Source organism: Arthrobacter sp. NPDC080073 (assembly GCF_040686575.1).
Lineage (GTDB): Bacteria > Actinomycetota > Actinomycetes > Actinomycetales > Micrococcaceae > Arthrobacter.
In genome coordinates, this window is the sequence record NZ_JBFBKR010000004.1 from 296,157 (window position 1) to 312,066 (window position 15,910).

The following is a 15,910-nucleotide window of genomic DNA, read 5'->3' on the forward strand; positions in this document are numbered from 1 at the left end:
AGTTTGCAGGTCCGGGCTCAGCCGGAGCTAAAGGCAAAGGAATAATTTCATGTCGAAGCGGAAACCGTCTTTGAACAACGCCGGGATGCGGGCCCGTCCGGAGACTGTGGAGCCGCCCGTCAAGCAGTTGCGTGGGCTGCGCCGCCAAGTCCTGGAAATCATCGATGAGGTGTTGTCGGACTCTTCGCAGGCAACGGATGCGGTGCGTGAGCAACTTCGCCAGCACATAGCCGCCCACCCCGGGCATCCGGAAGAGGCGTTGTTGGCGCACTTGACTTCGCTCAGGTCGGAACAGCCAAGCCAGCCCGACCCAGCCCCTCAAGACAACCCAGCCCCGCAAGGCGATCCAAGCAGCCAGGACCCCAGCAGCCCGCGGCTCGAGGCGGTCCTCAGGGACCGGATGCTGATGACCGCCTTCCAGCCGGTTTTCGACCTCACCACGGCCACCGTCGTCGGTGCCGAGGCTTTGACGCGTTTCGTCAGCGACAGCGGGGACCCTGCCGATTTCTGGTTCACGGAAGCCGAGGACACGGGACTCCGAACGGATCTTGAATTTGCGGCATTGGAGTCCGGGCTTACGGCCGCGCTGGATCTGCCGCCCCACCTTTTCGTCGCGTTGAAGCTTTCCGAGGCGGTCTGCCTGGATCCCCGCCTTCCCGTGCTTTTCGAGCAAACTCCGGTGGCGCCCGCCCGGATGATCCTTGAAGTCTCCGGAAAGTTCCCCCCGGACCAGGCCGCTTCGCTCGACGCGGCGGTGGCTCCGCTGCGCAGTGCCGGCATGCGCCTGTCCATCGAAAATACCGGTTCCTTCTTCGCCGGGGCCAGCCATATTCTTCGGCTCAAGCCGGAAATGATCAAGCTGGATTGGAGTCTGACTGCAGCCCTCAACCAGGATCCCCTCCGGCAGGAACTCGTGGAGGCGGAGGTCGGGTTCGCGCGAAAGATCGGTGCGGTCCTGACCGCCCAACGCATCGAAACCGAGGCCGAACTCGCCACCCTCAAAGGCCTGGGAGTGACGATCGGTCAGGGTTATCACCTGGGGCGGCCCTCGGTCCAGCCCCGCGAATGGGCCAAGTGGAGCGGGCGTGCCAGGCATCTCGCCTCCCCCGGCGGTCGCGGCAGGAACCTGCGGAGCTGGTTGAACCTGACCTGACTGACTTGGCCCCTCAGCAGTGAAGCGCCTCGGATGATCAAACCCTTCATCAGGCTGTGCCAGGAGCGTGCCAATTCCTCGGTGCGCTCCCCTCTTGCTTCTGCTGCGGTCATCTGATTCTCTGGCACTACCGGGCCGCCGCCGCGCTACTTCCGGTGTGGACCGCGTCCGGCTGAAGGGACGTGGGACCGCTATGACTTCTTTGTGGCTAGACGCGCGCGAGGTTTCCGCAACCGCGAGCCCCGATGAATTCACGCCGGGGAACAGTTACGACACCGTCGTGGTCGGCGCCGGAATCACGGGCTTGGCCACGGCACTCATGCTGGCACGGACCGGGAGCAATGTGCTGGTCCTCGAGGCCCGACATATCGGGGCGGTCAACACCGGGAACACCACGGCCAAGCTGACCCTGTTGCAGGGCACCACGCTGTCCAGGCTTCGGGACCAGTATTCGGTGAACGTGGTCCGCGCCTACGTTGACGCGAACCGGGCAGCCCAGAAGTGGTTGCTCGCCTATCTCGAGGAGCGGGGTGTGCCTTTCCAGTATCGGGATGCTTACACGTTCGCCACCACCCCGGCCGGCGCGGATCGGCTCCGTGCGGAAGCCTTCATGGCCCGGGCTGCGGGACTCAACGTCAAGTCCACCCGTGAGACGGGGCTGCCGTTCGACGTCGACGACGCCTTGCGGCTTGCGAAGCAGGCCCAATTCAACCCGATGGACGTCTTGGATGCGCTGGCTGCGGATGTCCGGGCTGCCGGCGGCAGCATCGTGGAGGGTATCCGTGTCATGAACATCCGCAACGGCGATCCCATGACGGTGGTCACCAGGAAGGGCGAGGTCCGCGCCCGCAACGTTGTGCTCGCCACCGGGACACCCATCCTGAACCGCGGGCTCTACTTCGCGAAGCTGCGGACGAATCGTTCGTACGCCGCCGCGCTGCGGCTGCCGGAAGGCATGAGCCCGCCGCCGGGGATGTACCTTTCCGTTGAGCCGCCCACCCGCTCCCTGAGGGACTATCCAATGCCCGACGGCGGTGCGTTGCTTCTGGTGGGCGGCTTCGGGCATCCGGGTGGCCGGGCGCCGTCGACGCAGGCCCATGTGGATGAGCTGCTCGGCTGGGCCCGACAGCACTATCCGGGTGCCGAGGTCACACACACGTGGGCAGCCCAGGACTACCAGGCCGCCAATCTCATGCCGTTCTTCGGCAGGTTCCCCCGTGGCCACGGGAAGATTTTCTTCGGCACCGGCTACAACAAGTGGGGCATGACAAATGGTGTTGCGGCGGCGCTGGACATCGCGGCCGATATCCGTGGCGAAAAGCTGGAGTGGGCCCACACGATCCACCGCCGGCTCACGGGTCCACGCGGGGCAGCATCGACGATTTCGTACAACGTGGAGACACAGCAGCAGAACTTCCGGGACAAGGCAGCCCTGAAGGAGAAGCCGACCATCACCGAGGAAACCAACCCCGCCGAGGGAACGGGCGTCACGGGGCTCTTCCACGGGAAGCCCGCGGCCGTCTGCACGGTGGACGGAGTGGTGTGCAGGGTGTCAGCGGAATGCGCGCACCTGGGCGGGATCCTGCACTGGAACGACGCCGAAAAGACCTGGGACTGCCCGCTGCATGGCTCGCGTTACTCCGCCGCGGGAAAGCTGCTGGAGGGCCCGGCGACGCACAATCTGTTCAAGCTGCAGTAGGGGGCATCGGCGTCGGACGTGAAGGGCGATCGCCGAAGGTATTGCTGGACTCCGACGATTCGCGGGGGCCTACGGGCTCACGGCCACCCGGTTCACCACTGGAATTTCGGTCAGCATCCCGGCAATTATTGCAGCGACCGACGAATTGATGCGGGCAATCGGGCCAGCCATCGCCCTCCCCACGGAGCAACGTAACTTTCATTCCGGCATCCTAGTCCCCCGCACGGGACGTCGGAAGGCTTCGCGGCCCGGGTCGTTACCAGCGAGTCCTCCTTCCAAATGCCAATTTAGGAACCGAGTGGGATCACTTCGCTCGAAAATCCCTTCCAACAAACGCCGAGAGGTCGTAAGATTTCTTCCAAGCTGTGGGTCTCAGGGGGCACCTATTTGAATAGGAGTTTCCCTTGCGACGTCTAAATATTTTTGCGTCAGCTTCTGCGTCCCATTCTTTTTCGATTGCGGCTTCTGAGAGAAGGCAATCGTGAAATGGTACAGTTGCGCGCATCCGCCGATCTTTATGGTGTCCCTGGCGATCCTTTTTATGACCAATTGGGACCTGTGGCTTCGAATCCTCGTGCCATCGGTGGTTCTGGTTTTGTACGTGATCAATGAAGTAGTTCTTTATCGGAGGGAGAAGGCGGCACGTGCACGTGCAGCCGAGCTCGATCGCACCGACCCGATGGTGCACGCCTACCGGGAGCCCCCTTCCTAGTCCCTCGATCGACGGCGCTCAATCATGGCGCAGAGGGGAGCGTCTCACCCGCGGGGGCGATCCCTACGGACGTCGGGAGCCAAGGATGAATAGGAGCTTCAATTGCAAACGTCACACATTTTTGCCCAGGTAAGAAACCGGCTGCTCATTATTGGCGTGATTGTCTGCGCGGGCGGAGTCACCTTCGAAACGTTGGCCACCAACTTACTTTCGTTGCTTATCTCCCTCCAAGGCGGGGCCGGCGCGGGCGTCGGTATATGGCTGACAGGCCTCGTCGGTTCAGTCGTGCGCTTCGGGCTTGCCCCACTGGGCGCATCACTCGTAGCTCTGGGCATCGCAGCACACATGCTTCGAAACCAGATCCCGCACCTTCTCAACAACCGTGGGAAGGAGGAGTAACCGACGTGAACGGCTCGGTGGATGGACTAGGGCACAGTAACCGCTTCCATCCTGTCGAATGGTGTGGCCGGCCAGGCGGTTTGGCCGGCCACAGACTTCGCTCCGCCGAAAGCAAAGTCTAACGCCCGGTATCTCAGGGGGCTGACGTATCGGGCGCACCATCCGGGGGCGGCTACCCCAACCGGAACCCTACGGTCGAAAAGGACCGATAGGTGGCCGTTTGCTCGAATTTGAGTGGTGTTCGCTGCGAAATTGAGTGGTCAGCCGCGCCACCCATGAGTAGGCGGCAGCGAACCCGGTCGCAATACATCAACATCGGGCCGGCCCTGGTCTTCCTCTCTGCTATCGCGATGCTGACGGACTCCATCCGCGGGCACGCCGCGCTCGAACCCCGGCTCCGCGCTGCCCAGGCTGCGATCGAGGCGCAGCTCGGCTTCAATGAGCACCGCTTGCGCTCGATCCGTTCCGACTATGGCGCCGAACTCTCCACACGTCTTGACGCGGTACTCGACGCCCGGATGACGACAACCCTGGACAGAACCGAGGCCTCACGCCTGCTGCGGACGATCTCGGATGAGGTCGTCCGCCCGATGAGCCACCAACTCTTCCACGACCACACACCCTGGCCGCATGAGACGGCCCCTCCTCGGCCGCTTTCCTCCGCAGAACGCTTTGAGGGACTCACGCCTTTGATCCGGGCCGCGCCGGTCGGATTGCCTGTCCTGCTCTTTACGTCACTCATTGCAGTCCGTCTGCTGGCGGAATACGGCGTCCTCTTCCTGCTGGCTCAGTCGGTTATCGGAGGGGTAATCCTGCTCCTCGGGAACGCCGCGACGGCCCGTACGGTGGGCAGGATTACCAGTTCACTATGGCGAATTTCCGCGATGGCCCTCTGCTACGCGGCCACCGCCGCGGTTTCCGCGTCGGTGACCTGCCTACTGCAGGGCGCGTTCGGCTATACCCCGTTCTTCTACTGGGCCGCCGTTTGGGCCTATCCGCTCACCGCGCTCACAGTTGCGGTTCTTCGAGCTACCGAACGCCAACGACGGCGGCACGAAGTCAGGCTAGCACGCTCGCTCAACGAGCAACTCAAGCTAGCCGACCGCGCGCGCCAAAAGCTGCTCCACACCCGCCGGAGAGTCGCCAGGATTCTGCACAACAACCTCCAGGGAAACCTGGTTTCGAGCGCCCTAGCCCTGAGTGCCCCCGGAGGGAAGGATCCAGAAGAGGATTTTGGCCCGCAACGCGTCAGGGACATCCTGACGCGTGCCGTGGCTACTGCTCAGAGCGAGATCTTGGACGAGACGCCCGGGCAACCAGGGAGCGCAGCATCGAGTATCCAGGACCTGCTGAGTACCTGGGGGCGCGTGCTGAAGCTGGCATGCGACATTGACCCTGATGTGTGGGCGTTGTGCGACGAGGACCCTGCCAGGGCTGACGCTGTGATCGAGGTACTCTCGGAAGGCTTCACGAACGCCATCCGCCACGGTGAACGAAGCCATGTCCGGGTCGAAATGTCGGCCCAAGACCAGCACCCGAAACGAGCGGCGGCCGAGACCGGAGCCCTTCACATAAGCATCTGTTCCCCCGGCGGCTCCAAGGCCAGATCCGCCCCGGCCTCGGGATGACGACGCTTCAGACCCTGTCCAAGGAAGCAACGTTGAGCGATGAAGGCGACAACGTCGTGCCTTGGGTTGTTCTTGCATGAGCATGCCGATCGGTCTCTGTGTCAGCAGCTAGTAGTAGTCTTGGATCCAGTGCAGCGCTGCCGCCCACATCCCGCATTGGTTAGAGGACGGTATGACTCTTCTCCGCGATCACAAAACACAGGCCACACCGCCCACCCGAAAGAGGCGCCTGTTTTTTCGGTTGTTTGCTGTCCTTGCGGCCATGGCAGTCGTCTGGGCCGTTGCCGGCATATTTCTGTACGTGGCGCCGCCTGCGGACGAGCCGAAGCACGCCGATGTGCTGTTCGTGCTGGGGCCGCCGGATCAGCGCATGGTTTACGCCGAAAGGCTTATGCAGCAGGGGTATGCGCCCACCCTTGCGGTCTCAAGTCCAGTGGATCAACACGGCAGATACACAGCGGACATATGCGGCGCCCAGCGCGCGTACCGGGTTATCTGCTTCCACCCCGATCCGTTCACCACGCAGGGCGAAGCAAGGGCGCTAAAAGACCTCTCGGACCAGTATGGGTGGAAGAGCGCGAACGTCCTGACCGCCCAATTCCATGTGACCAGGGCCCGGGTGATCGTCAGCCGCTGTTACGAAGGAGACCTGCACATGGTCGCTGACCGGAGGGGCTTGCCGCTGATTTCCTGGGCTTACCAGTACCTCTACCAAACCGCTGCCTTCGTCAAGGTCGCGATCCACCCGGGCTGCTGAGTCAGGCTTCCCAGAAGAGCACAGTCACAGGAGTGTCGTGGAAATAGCATTCTCTGAACTAAAAGTGAATTCCTCCAGCTCCTTTATAAAAGAACTCGAATAATCGTATCGAGGTGCGGCCCATAAGAAGATTCCACCGCCGGCCTGCTGGCGTGGACGATCGGCCGATGCCGTCCATAAGATTTGCTAAATTTTGATAAGCCACCTTAGTAATTCAAACCCTAAACGGGCGGTACTTGTTTCTTGGGAAAATTCGGACCTTATAACCCGGATCCCCGCATGGAGTAACCCAGGTCACCACAGTTCGTTCGACGTAGTGCCACGTCAGACCGCCTTTTTGATTTCACGGCCAAACCTTGCGGATGTACTATCGCACGCCAAATATTGTCAAATAGTGTGTGGATCCACTACCTCTGCCGCGAGTGTTCGCGGTAAGTCGCATCGAATGAAATACGTAGCTCAGCACGCAGAAGCGAGTATGGATGGCGAAAAAGGCGTAATAACTACTGTGGTTAGGGCAATCCCGGGCACTTAGCGTTTGGACATGTCGATTTACCTGTAGGAATGCGCATCACCCGAGGCTTCTTCAAGCTCCCGTCCACCTGCGCAACTCTTCCTGGTCGATCAACGGTCTCCTATTAACGCCATCTGGGATTGTGATCAGTCATGTACAACGAATCTGGGGAAAGAGGTGCGCCGCTGGGGGGTGGCGCTAGTGTCAAACGCCGTGGGCTACTTAAACTCGGAGCTCTGGCAACCGCAGCATCTGGGGCTTTCGCGCTGTCAGGTTTCAGCGAGGACCGCGCCGAAGCAGCCGGAAACCCTGGCATGATGCCGACCGCGCTAGGCGTTAGTGACCTTTCCGCCTCCTATATGCCGTTGGACGCCACTGCCTACTATGCGACCGACCACGGCGTTGTAGCTGACGGCGTGACCGATGACGCACCAGCCTTGAACGCACTCATAGCCTCGGTGTCAGCGGGCGGCGGCGGCCGCGTTGTGCTTCCGCGCAATGCCACCTGCCGCATTACCTCCACCATCAGCATGGCGGCAAATGTTATTTTGGAGGGCTACGGCTACAGTTCCGTTATCAGCCTCGGCGCGAACGTCCCCCGCTCCGGAATGATCGTTATTGGCGCTATAAGCAATGTTACAGTCCAGAACCTGCGGCTCGTCGGGAACCGCTCGACGTACACCTCGCTCAACTCCGGGATCTGGGCACCCGCCCCCGGCGGACGGACAAACATCCGGATTAGCGGAGTGACAGTAGAGGACGTGAACTACGCCGGTATCGCTGTCCTTGGGGACACTAACCGCGTCGTGGTTAACAAGAATGTGCGCATCACGGACTGCGCCACGAGAAACACTGGGGCCCACGGCATCCTCATCCAGTGGGGCGTAGACAACGCACACATTGATCACTGCACAGTGGAGGCCTTCGCGCAGTTCCAGCCAGACGTGTGCGGGATTACAAACGGACGGCAAGCTTACGATACGTCCATCCGTGACTGCTTTGTGGACGGTGCGGGTTCCCTCGGCCGCACACAGAACGCGATTTCTTTGGACTGGGCCAAAGGTCGTTGCGTCTGCACAGGCAACACCGTCGTCAACGCGCAAAGCCTCGGCATCGAAATTGGAGGCTGTTATGACACGCTTGTGGCCAACAACACCGTCACGGACGGAGCGAAGTCGGGCATTCAGTTCACCGGATACATACCGCAGGAGCAGACCAGCCTCGGGGTAACAGTCAGCAACAATGTGGTCGCCCGATGCACGACGGGAATCGGCATGCAGCTCGGCGGGGACACAGCAGCCATCACAACCCCTGCGGCCCGTCGGGTAATCCGCGGTAAGAATTACGGCGCAAACTCACTTGTGGTTCAGCGTACCCGACTCTACAAAGCCGCCACGGGCGGCGTGACCGCCGCCACCGAGCCCGCGACGCTCGGCTACACAGTGACCGGCGGGACCGTGACGGACGGCGCAGCCGTGTGGACTGATCAAGGGCCAGTCAACGCGGACATAACCATCAGCGCCAACACAATCACGAATTGCTCAGCACACGGGATCGAAACGATCTACGCCTACGGTCTGAGCATTACCGGCAATCACATTTCCCGCTGCACACGGTCCGGCATCCGCATCAACACATCGTGCAATCTGTTCACTATCGTCGGCAACGACCTTGACGCCAACAATGTCGCAGGCACCAGCGCGGACGGCAACCTCCGCATTGAAACCCTTTACAACGTCGCGCATGTCGGGGAGGTGGCGCACAACTCGTCCAGGGACTCCGGGCTGGCGGGTACGGAATTCTATTTCACCGAGTCCGGCGTCCGCTTCGACAACCGGCTGCTACCGAACGTCACGACGCCCACGGTTGCTTTCTCCGACGTGTTTCAGTCCAGCAACACCGCAACTACCAACATAAGCAACTTCTTGGACGGCAATGCTCGCACCCGCGTCATCACGGTCTACGTGAATGACACCCACACAACCTTTGTGCACTCAGCTGCCGGGTCCACGGGGATTCGGCTCGCGGGCGGCGCCAACTACTCCGCACCCATCAACACCGTGATGCAGTTCGCGTTGACCAACGGTACGCAGTGGTTCGAGGTATCCCGCGTGAACCCTGGGTAGATCTCCGCAGAACCGGTTCGGTCACCAGCTGGAGGTTTATAGTGTCATTGATCCGGAAGTCAGCCGAACGCCTCTAAGTGTCTTCCAAAGTCAACTCGCGCAATAACACCCAGCTCGTTAAGCTAGAATCGGCGATTAGCTTCCGGAGTTTTCTGGAGGACGCTTTGCCGGTTTGAGTGAATTCGGGCAAAGTACGAAGTCCGGCAACGCCTGCCGCGCATTCTACAAATCCGCGAGCACCGTCCCCGGGTTCTCAATCGCATCCGCAACATACCGCAGGAAGCCCGCAGCCGTTTCCCCATCACAAACCCGGTGGTCGAACGCCAACGTCAGCTCCGTTACCTTGCGGACGGCGAGCTGTCCATCAACCACCCAGGGCTTGTCGATGATGCGACCCACGCCAAGCATCGCTACCTCGGGATAGTTGATGATCGCTGCGGAACCGTCCACGCCGAACACACCGTAGTTATTCAGGGTGAATGTACCGCTGGCCAACTCGGTCGGTGTTGCCTTGCCGTCACGTGCAACGGCGGTGAGCCGGCGGATTTCGGCATCGAGCTCGCGGGCGTTCAACAGGTGGGCGTTGCGGACCGACGGAACCACGAGTCCGCGGTCCGTCTGTGCGGCGAAGCCAAGGTTGATGCCGTCGAATGCGATGATCTCTTGCATTTCCCCGCCGGCCGTATCCTCCGCCGTGACAAACCGAGTGTTCAGCTCGGGGAATTTTTTTAGCCCAGCAGTGACAAAACGAGCGATGAACGCGAGCAGCCCTGGAGCGCCGTGGGGATCACGCTTCTTGAGTTCTGCACGCATTTCAAGGAGCGCGGAGGCGTCAACGTCTACCCAGACAGTTGCCTCAGGGATCTCGGAACGGCTGCGGCTCATGTTGGCCGCAACAGCCTTCCGTATTCCGCGGACTGGAGTGCGCGAAGCCACGGTCAAACCGGTACGAGCATCCTGGATCTCGGGGGATGTCTGGACAATGGCGGGCGTATCAACGGGCGCGGTCTCGCGCGCGGCCCCTCCGATGGCGGCCTCAATGTCGCTACGCAGGATGAGTCCGCTCTCCCCTGAACCAGGCACGGCGTCCAGCGAGACCCCATGGTCCCGGGCCATCTTCCGCACCAAGGGGGAAATCACTGCAGAGAGCTTCCCGGGAGTCCGCGTGCGGGACAAGGAGAGCTCGTCAAGGTCGGGCTCTGAGGTCACAGCAACAGCGGGAGCGGACACCTTTCGCGGCCGGGTGCGGCGAGCCTCCCCACCTCCGGATGTGCCGTAGCCAATGAGCACGTTCCCGGATCCGGCTTTCTCTTCCGTCCGGTAGGTCTCGGCTGCTGCGGCGACCGCGGGTGTCTGAGAGGCCTTTTCCTCCGCAGGCGTAGGGTCACCAGCAACCGAGGCGCCAACAGGGGCCACTGAGATCAGCGGCTTCCCAACGTCGAGCGTCTGGCCGGCTTCGCCGTGCAGCTCGGCGACGATGCCTGCGTACGGCGAGGGCACTTCCACCATGGACTTGGCGGTTTCAACCTCGGCGATCGGCTGGTCCACGCGGATCTCGTCGCCCACGGCAACAAGCCAGTTGACGAGTTCGGCCTCGGTGAGGCCCTCCCCCAGGTCCGGAAGCAGGAACACCTGCATTTCTGCACTCATGGTCAGTTCTCCCATTGAAGGTCGTCAACAGCGTCGAGGATGCGGTCGACGCTTGGCAAGTAGTAGTGCTCCAGCTTCGGAGCCGGGTACGGAATGTCGAAGCCGGTCACGCGGCGGATGGGCGCGGCCAGGTAGTGGAAGCAGCGTTCCTGTACCCTGGCGACAATTTCGGAGGACACCGAGGCGAATCCGTGGGCTTCGGCGATGACGACGGCTCGCCCGGTCTTTCGGACAGAAGCACACACAGTCTCGTCGTCGAAGGGCACAATCGAGCGGACATCGATCACTTCAAGGGAGCGGCCCTCTTCAGCGGCCGCGGCCGCGGCGGCAAGCGCGGTCGGGACCGAGGGGCCGTAGGCGATGAGTGTCGCATCAGTGCCGGGACGCGCAACGGCGGCGCGCCCCTCGCTGCTGGATCCTGTCGCAGCGTTCGCGGCGTGTTCGGCGCGCAGGGCGCCCAGGTCCACCTGGTCTTTGGACCAGTAGAGCTTCTTGGGTTCCATGAACATGACGGGATCGTCGGAATCGATGGCCTCGCGGAGCATGCGGTAGCCGTCCGCTACGGTCGCGGGCGTGAAGACCTTCAGCCCGGCGGTGTGGGCGTAGTAGGACTCGGACGAGTCGCAGTGGTGTTCCACCCCGCCGATCCCGCCTGCGTAGGGCACACGGATGACCATGGGAAGCTTCACGGCACCTTTGGTGCGGTTGTGCATCTTGGCCACGTGGCTGACGATCTGTTCGAATGCCGGGTAGGCGAAGGCGTCGAACTGCATCTCGATCACTGGACGCATTCCGTTCATGGCCATGCCCACGGCCATGCCCACAATGCCTGATTCAGCAAGAGGGGTATCGAAGCACCGTTGCTCTCCGAATTTGGCCATGAGGCCGTCGGTGATCCGGAAGACGCCACCGAGGCGGCCAACGTCTTCACCGAATACCAGAACGGAAGGGTCGGCCTCCATGGCGTCTGCCATCGCGGTGTTGAGAGCTTTGGCCATGGTTATGGTTTGTGGACCGGAGGCTTCGGCGACTGCTGCTGCGCTTGCGGCCGCACTGGCGGTGGCGGAGCTGACGTCACCTGTTGCGGCGTGCTCGGTGGCCTCAGAGGATGTTGTGACGGCGGGGCTCATTTGCCTGCCTCCTTCTGGCTGGATGCCTCACGGGCGAGTTCGTCGGCGAGCAGGGCGGACTGCTCCTCCAGTTGCGGAGTGGGAGTGGAGAAGACGTAGCGGAAGAGATTCTGCGGGTCTACGGGTACGTCCTCCCCCAGGCCTTCACGAAGCTGCGAGGCAACGGCCTCGGCCTTTTCCGCGATTCGCCTGGAGCCGTCGTTGTCGAGCAGTCCACGATCGGTGAGGTACGCCGTCATGCGGCTGATGGGGTCCTTGGCGGTCCATTCGGCCACTTCGCTGTCCTCCCGGTAGCGGGTGGCGTCGTCGGCGTTGGTGTGGGCCTGCATGCGGTAGGTGTGGGCCTCGATGAGGAGCGGGCCGGAGCCTTCGCGGGCCAATTTCACAGCGCGATCCAACACAGCGAGCAACGCGACCAGGTCATTGCCGTCAACGCGCTCACCGGCCATGCCGTAGCCGACGGCCTTGTGGGCCAGCGACGGCGCCACGGACTGTTGGCTCAGAGGCACTGAGATGGCGTATTTGTTGTTCTGCACGAAGAAGATGACAGGCAGGTGGAACACCGCAGCAAAGTTGAGTGCTTCATGGAAGTCACCTTCACTAGTGGCACCGTCGCCGCACATTGCCAACACCACAGTGTCCTCGCCGCGCAGTTTGGCGGCATGGGCAACTCCGACCGCGTGGAGCAGCTGGGTGGTCAGCGGCGTGCACTGGATGCCGACCTTGTGCTTGGTCGGGTCGTAGCCGCCGTGCCAGTCGCCCCGAAAGATCGTCATGGTCTCCACAGGGTCGACGCCCCTGGACATGACCGCTACAGCGTCTCGGTAAGTGGGGAACAGCCAGTCGCCTTCGCTAAGGCACAGAGCGGCGGCCACCTGGCACGCCTCCTGGCCGTGGCTGGACGGGTAAACGGCCATGCGACCCTGCCGGACGAGGGCTGAGTTCTGGTCATTGACGCGGCGCCCGACGACGAGTTGTTCATAAGCTGCCATGAGTTCGGCGTCGCCTGGGATGGGATATTCGTGACCCGGTTCCGTGCCCTGCTCAGCTTCAGGCTTGAGCACACCAGAGGGGTCGACCATTTGGATCTGATGGTGGGCAGGCAGCATGTAGTCTTCGACGCTGATGCCGAACTTGCGCCGCACTTCGGACGCTTGGTCGCTTGCTTCGGTGTCGTCCGGCCGAGCGTCAGCCAGACCCTGGGCCTCATGGTCTGCGGAGATCGTCATTGGTCCGTCCTTCTGTATCCACTATTTGTCACCAGTATGTTCCCCGGAGAAGTTTCGTATCCAGCTCTGGGGAGAATCATGGAAAAGCTTGCATGAAACCTTTAGTCTGGAAGACAAATTGCAAATGTGAGCCGGGTAACGGGCCTACGCTGTGGACGAATTGGAGATGCGATGGCCGAGGTCGAAGCGGATCAGGCAGAGGTTCCACTTGACCAAGTGGACAGGGACATCATTGCTGAGCTGACGCGGGACGGCCGGATGTCGGTTACCCAAGTGGCGGAAAACGTCCACATCAGTCGCGCGCATGCGTACTCGAGAATCTCTCGGCTGACGGGCGAAGGGGTGCTCACCAAGTTCACCGCCCTGGTGGACCCCATCAAGGCCGGATTGAAGTCATCGGCCTACGTTACCCTCAAGGTGCAGCAGCACTCCTGGCGCGAACTCCGTGAAGAGCTTCGGCTCATTCCCGAGGTGCAGCACATTGCGCTGGTGGGCGGCGATTTCGATGTCATACTGCTGGTCCGCGCGACCGACAACATTCACCTGCGCAGGGTCATTTTCGACCAGCTGCAGTCGATGCCAGGGGTGCAGGACACCCAAACGTTCCTGGTGTTTGAGGATCTGGATACGCGGTAGGGCGTCAGTGTTTCAGGCGGATTTCTGGGACACCTACGTGCGAACTCGAAGGCCGTTAAACTAAGTCGTCGGACAGACACAGGTCATCGCTGAGGCGCAACAAGCAGGACGACTCAACTTGGCCTTTCCCCGCACCCGAAGGGCGAGGATCAGCATGCCGACTGCTCCGACGATTCCAAGCGCGCCCAGCATGGTTGCCAGGCCTGCGGTGTAGTCTTCGAGGGACGTCGCGCTACCGAGAGAGCGCGAGGTAGACCACTCCGACCGTGACCAGCAGCAAGACGAGCAAACCCACGTACTTGACACGATTCGGAGTAGCCTTCCGATAAGGATTAATGTCCAAATAGCCGGGCAAAGCGTCCTCCATTTTGATCTCTTAGGGATTCCCTAAGCACGTATCGGCTGCCAGTCAGCCCTAGTAAGAAGATTCGGAACTGTTGCGAGCAGCTGAGAAGCCACGGCGTGTTGGGCCAAGGCACGTCGCTCGCCCCGAGTTGTGGATTCCACCGCCTGCGGACGAAAGCGCATTGCAGGACCTTCGCATATTCGGCGGTCCTTCGGAGCGACATACCCCCGCAACACAGGAAACACGCTTCAACGTATGCCGGTTACACTTAGGCGAGACCGCACGAATATTGCCGTTCTGAGGCATGCCACTCGGCGTCGCCTGTCACGACCCAGGGGGGAGCCAAACTTGGACCTACGCGACTACACGCGGATCATACGCCGCAATTGGATTCTAATCGTCGCTATAACGCTCGTCGGCATAGTCCTCAGCGGGGCAGCATCTATTCTCGTAAAGCCCACATATACTTCCGAAACGCAGCTCTTCGTGGCAATTCAAGGTTCCGGTTCTGTTTCCGAATTGCAGCAAGGGAACACGTTCAGTCAGGCCCGCGTACAGTCATACGTCAAGACGGTGGATACCCCCGCGGTCCTTAAGCCCGCCCTTGAAAGCTTGGGCGGAAGTGACTCAACCGATGACCTCGCGAAGCGAGTGAAGGCGTCTACGGATCTAAATACGGTCCTGATAAACATCGCTGTTTCAGACGAGTCACCTGCGCAGGCAGCAGCATACGCGCAGGCCATCGCGACAAGCCTAATCAAAGTTGTAGACGCCCTGGAGAAGCCAAAGACGGGCGGCACCTCACCCGTCAGTCTCTCCATTATTCGTCCCGCCGAAGCGCCAACTTCTCCTTCTGCGCCAAACACGAAGCTCAACCTGTTTCTTGGATTCTTCATAGGCGCCGTAGTTGGCTTTGCTACCGCAGTGTTACGGACTCGGATGGATACCAAAATTCGAGGCGAGGCTGATCTGCGAAAGGTGACGGCGGCTTCCCTTCTGGGCGCCATTTCCTTCACTCAGGATGCCGCGAAGAAGCCACTGCTGACACAGACCCCTCATCAGAGTCCCCGGGCTGAGTCTTTTCGCCAGTTGAGGACGAATCTTCAATTCGCAAACGTATCGGGCGGCGCCAAGTCCATACTTGTCACTTCATCCCTTCCAGGAGAAGGCAAGAGCACAACCGCTACCAATCTGGCCATTTCGCTATCCCAAGCTGGAAGCACGGTTTGCCTAATCGACGCAGACCTTCGTAGGCCCCGTGTCAATGAGTATCTGGGCCTCGATCGCAGCGCCGGGTTGACAACTGCACTCGTTGGAGATGCGGACCTGAACGACCTTCTTCAACCGTGGGGCGAAGATAACCTTTACGTGCTCGCATCAGGCCAAATACCACCAAATCCCAGTGAGTTGCTTGGTTCCGAGGCAATGAGAAATTTGCTGCTGAGGCTCGAGAAGTCGTTTGACATCATTATCGTAGACGCTCCCCCTTTGCTGCCGGTTACCGACGCGGCGGTTCTTTCTCAGCACGTGGGAGGAGTCGTAGTGGTAACGGCTTGCCAAGCCGTCAAGACCCAAGACCTTGAAAAATCATTAAAGGCTCTTGATCTCGTTGGAGGGAACCTCCTCGGTGTCGTGCTCAACAAGCTCCCCGCAAAGGGCCCCGACGCCTACACCTACAGTTACTACAGCCACGACACCCAGCCAACTAAGGCCGAATCGGCGTACTCTCCATCATCCGAAGAAACCATCCCTCTGATGGACGACGATCCCCATAGATCAAGTGACTTCGACTCGATACTGATCCGGGAAAATCGCAGAGAACCCCGATCGTATCCACTCCACTAGCTGCTCATGCGGACTTTACATGGAGTTCGTACCCAATTTAGAAGGCGCTACTGTCTTACGCTCACACGAAGCACCATCATCCTCCA

The 15,910-nt window shown here is 61.0% G+C and carries 11 protein-coding genes; 8 read left to right on the forward strand and 3 right to left on the reverse strand.

The features are described 5' to 3' along the window. Positions 1 to 49 precede the first annotated feature (49 nt). The 6 genes from AB0O52_RS07455 to AB0O52_RS07480 all read left to right on the forward strand — a co-directional run bounded on the left by AB0O52_RS07455 (position 50) and on the right by AB0O52_RS07480 (position 8,988). Positions 50 to 1,153: an EAL domain-containing protein gene (locus AB0O52_RS07455; RefSeq protein WP_364535501.1), complete on the forward strand. Its 1,104-nt coding sequence runs from the start codon at positions 50 to 52 to the stop codon at positions 1,151 to 1,153. 193 nt (positions 1,154 to 1,346) lie between these two features. Continuing rightward, positions 1,347 to 2,852: an FAD-dependent oxidoreductase gene (locus tag AB0O52_RS07460; protein ID WP_364535504.1), complete on the forward strand. Its 1,506-nt coding sequence runs from the start codon at positions 1,347 to 1,349 to the stop codon at positions 2,850 to 2,852. 814 nt (positions 2,853 to 3,666) lie between these two features. Next, positions 3,667 to 3,963: a hypothetical protein gene (locus tag AB0O52_RS07465; RefSeq protein WP_364535507.1), complete on the forward strand. Its 297-nt coding sequence runs from the start codon at positions 3,667 to 3,669 to the stop codon at positions 3,961 to 3,963. A gap of 275 nt (positions 3,964 to 4,238) precedes the next feature. Next, a complete protein-coding gene (locus AB0O52_RS07470) occupies positions 4,239 to 5,591 on the forward strand; it encodes a hypothetical protein (RefSeq protein WP_364535510.1) in 1,353 nt (450 codons plus the stop codon). Positions 5,592 to 5,853: 262 nt separating this feature from the next. Then, positions 5,854 to 6,348, forward strand: a complete 495-nt coding sequence (locus tag AB0O52_RS07475) for an ElyC/SanA/YdcF family protein (protein WP_364535513.1) — start codon at positions 5,854 to 5,856, stop codon at positions 6,346 to 6,348. An 831-nt stretch (positions 6,349 to 7,179) separates the two neighbouring features. Next, the gene (locus AB0O52_RS07480) at positions 7,180 to 8,988 is read left to right on the forward strand and encodes a right-handed parallel beta-helix repeat-containing protein (RefSeq protein WP_364535516.1); all 1,809 of its coding nucleotides are present in this window, start codon (positions 7,180 to 7,182) and stop codon (positions 8,986 to 8,988) included. A 222-nt stretch (positions 8,989 to 9,210) separates the two neighbouring features. Here AB0O52_RS07480 and AB0O52_RS07485 read toward each other — a convergent pair whose 3' ends face one another. Genes AB0O52_RS07485 through pdhA form a run of 3 tightly spaced genes read right to left on the reverse strand, consistent with a single transcriptional unit; the run spans position 9,211 to position 12,997 of the window. Further along, entirely contained in the window at positions 9,211 to 10,638 is a 1,428-nt protein-coding gene (locus tag AB0O52_RS07485; protein ID WP_364535518.1) for a dihydrolipoamide acetyltransferase family protein, read from the reverse strand. 2 nt (positions 10,639 to 10,640) lie between these two features. Beyond that, the gene (locus AB0O52_RS07490) at positions 10,641 to 11,768 is read right to left on the reverse strand and encodes an alpha-ketoacid dehydrogenase subunit beta (RefSeq protein ID WP_364535521.1); all 1,128 of its coding nucleotides are present in this window, start codon (positions 11,766 to 11,768) and stop codon (positions 10,641 to 10,643) included. Continuing rightward, the gene (gene pdhA / locus AB0O52_RS07495) at positions 11,765 to 12,997 is read right to left on the reverse strand and encodes a pyruvate dehydrogenase (acetyl-transferring) E1 component subunit alpha (RefSeq protein ID WP_364535524.1); all 1,233 of its coding nucleotides are present in this window, start codon (positions 12,995 to 12,997) and stop codon (positions 11,765 to 11,767) included. The genes AB0O52_RS07490 and pdhA overlap by 4 nt, the downstream gene beginning before the upstream one ends. Positions 12,998 to 13,168: 171 nt before the next feature. Between pdhA and AB0O52_RS07500 the strand changes: the two genes are divergently transcribed. Both AB0O52_RS07500 and AB0O52_RS07505 read left to right on the forward strand, forming a co-directional pair. Then, positions 13,169 to 13,633 carry an Lrp/AsnC family transcriptional regulator gene (locus AB0O52_RS07500; protein WP_234748882.1) on the forward strand — a complete coding sequence of 155 codons (465 nt, stop codon included), beginning with the start codon at positions 13,169 to 13,171 and terminating at the stop codon, positions 13,631 to 13,633. Between the two features lie 694 nt (positions 13,634 to 14,327). Next, positions 14,328 to 15,824, forward strand: coding sequence for a polysaccharide biosynthesis tyrosine autokinase (locus tag AB0O52_RS07505; RefSeq protein ID WP_364535528.1), 1,497 nt, complete (start codon positions 14,328 to 14,330; stop codon positions 15,822 to 15,824). Positions 15,825 to 15,910: the final 86 nt, after the last annotated feature.

What these genes read in the sequence shown, in the direction of transcription:
- AB0O52_RS07490 (WP_364535521.1), bottom strand. Translation starts at nt 11,768, where the DNA reads ATGAGCCCCGCCGTCACAACATCCTCTGAGGCCACCGAGCACGCCGCA.
- AB0O52_RS07475 (WP_364535513.1), top strand. Translation starts at nt 5,854, where the DNA reads ATGGCAGTCGTCTGGGCCGTTGCCGGCATATTTCTGTACGTGGCGCCG.
- AB0O52_RS07485 (WP_364535518.1), bottom strand. Translation starts at nt 10,638, where the DNA reads ATGAGTGCAGAAATGCAGGTGTTCCTGCTTCCGGACCTGGGGGAGGGC.
- AB0O52_RS07455 (WP_364535501.1), top strand. Translation starts at nt 50, where the DNA reads ATGTCGAAGCGGAAACCGTCTTTGAACAACGCCGGGATGCGGGCCCGT.
- AB0O52_RS07460 (WP_364535504.1), top strand. Translation starts at nt 1,347, where the DNA reads ATGACTTCTTTGTGGCTAGACGCGCGCGAGGTTTCCGCAACCGCGAGC.
- AB0O52_RS07470 (WP_364535510.1), top strand. Translation starts at nt 4,239, where the DNA reads ATGAGTAGGCGGCAGCGAACCCGGTCGCAATACATCAACATCGGGCCG.
- AB0O52_RS07480 (WP_364535516.1), top strand. Translation starts at nt 7,180, where the DNA reads ATGCCGACCGCGCTAGGCGTTAGTGACCTTTCCGCCTCCTATATGCCG.
- AB0O52_RS07500 (WP_234748882.1), top strand. Translation starts at nt 13,169, where the DNA reads ATGGCCGAGGTCGAAGCGGATCAGGCAGAGGTTCCACTTGACCAAGTG.
- pdhA (WP_364535524.1), bottom strand. Translation starts at nt 12,997, where the DNA reads ATGACGATCTCCGCAGACCATGAGGCCCAGGGTCTGGCTGACGCTCGG.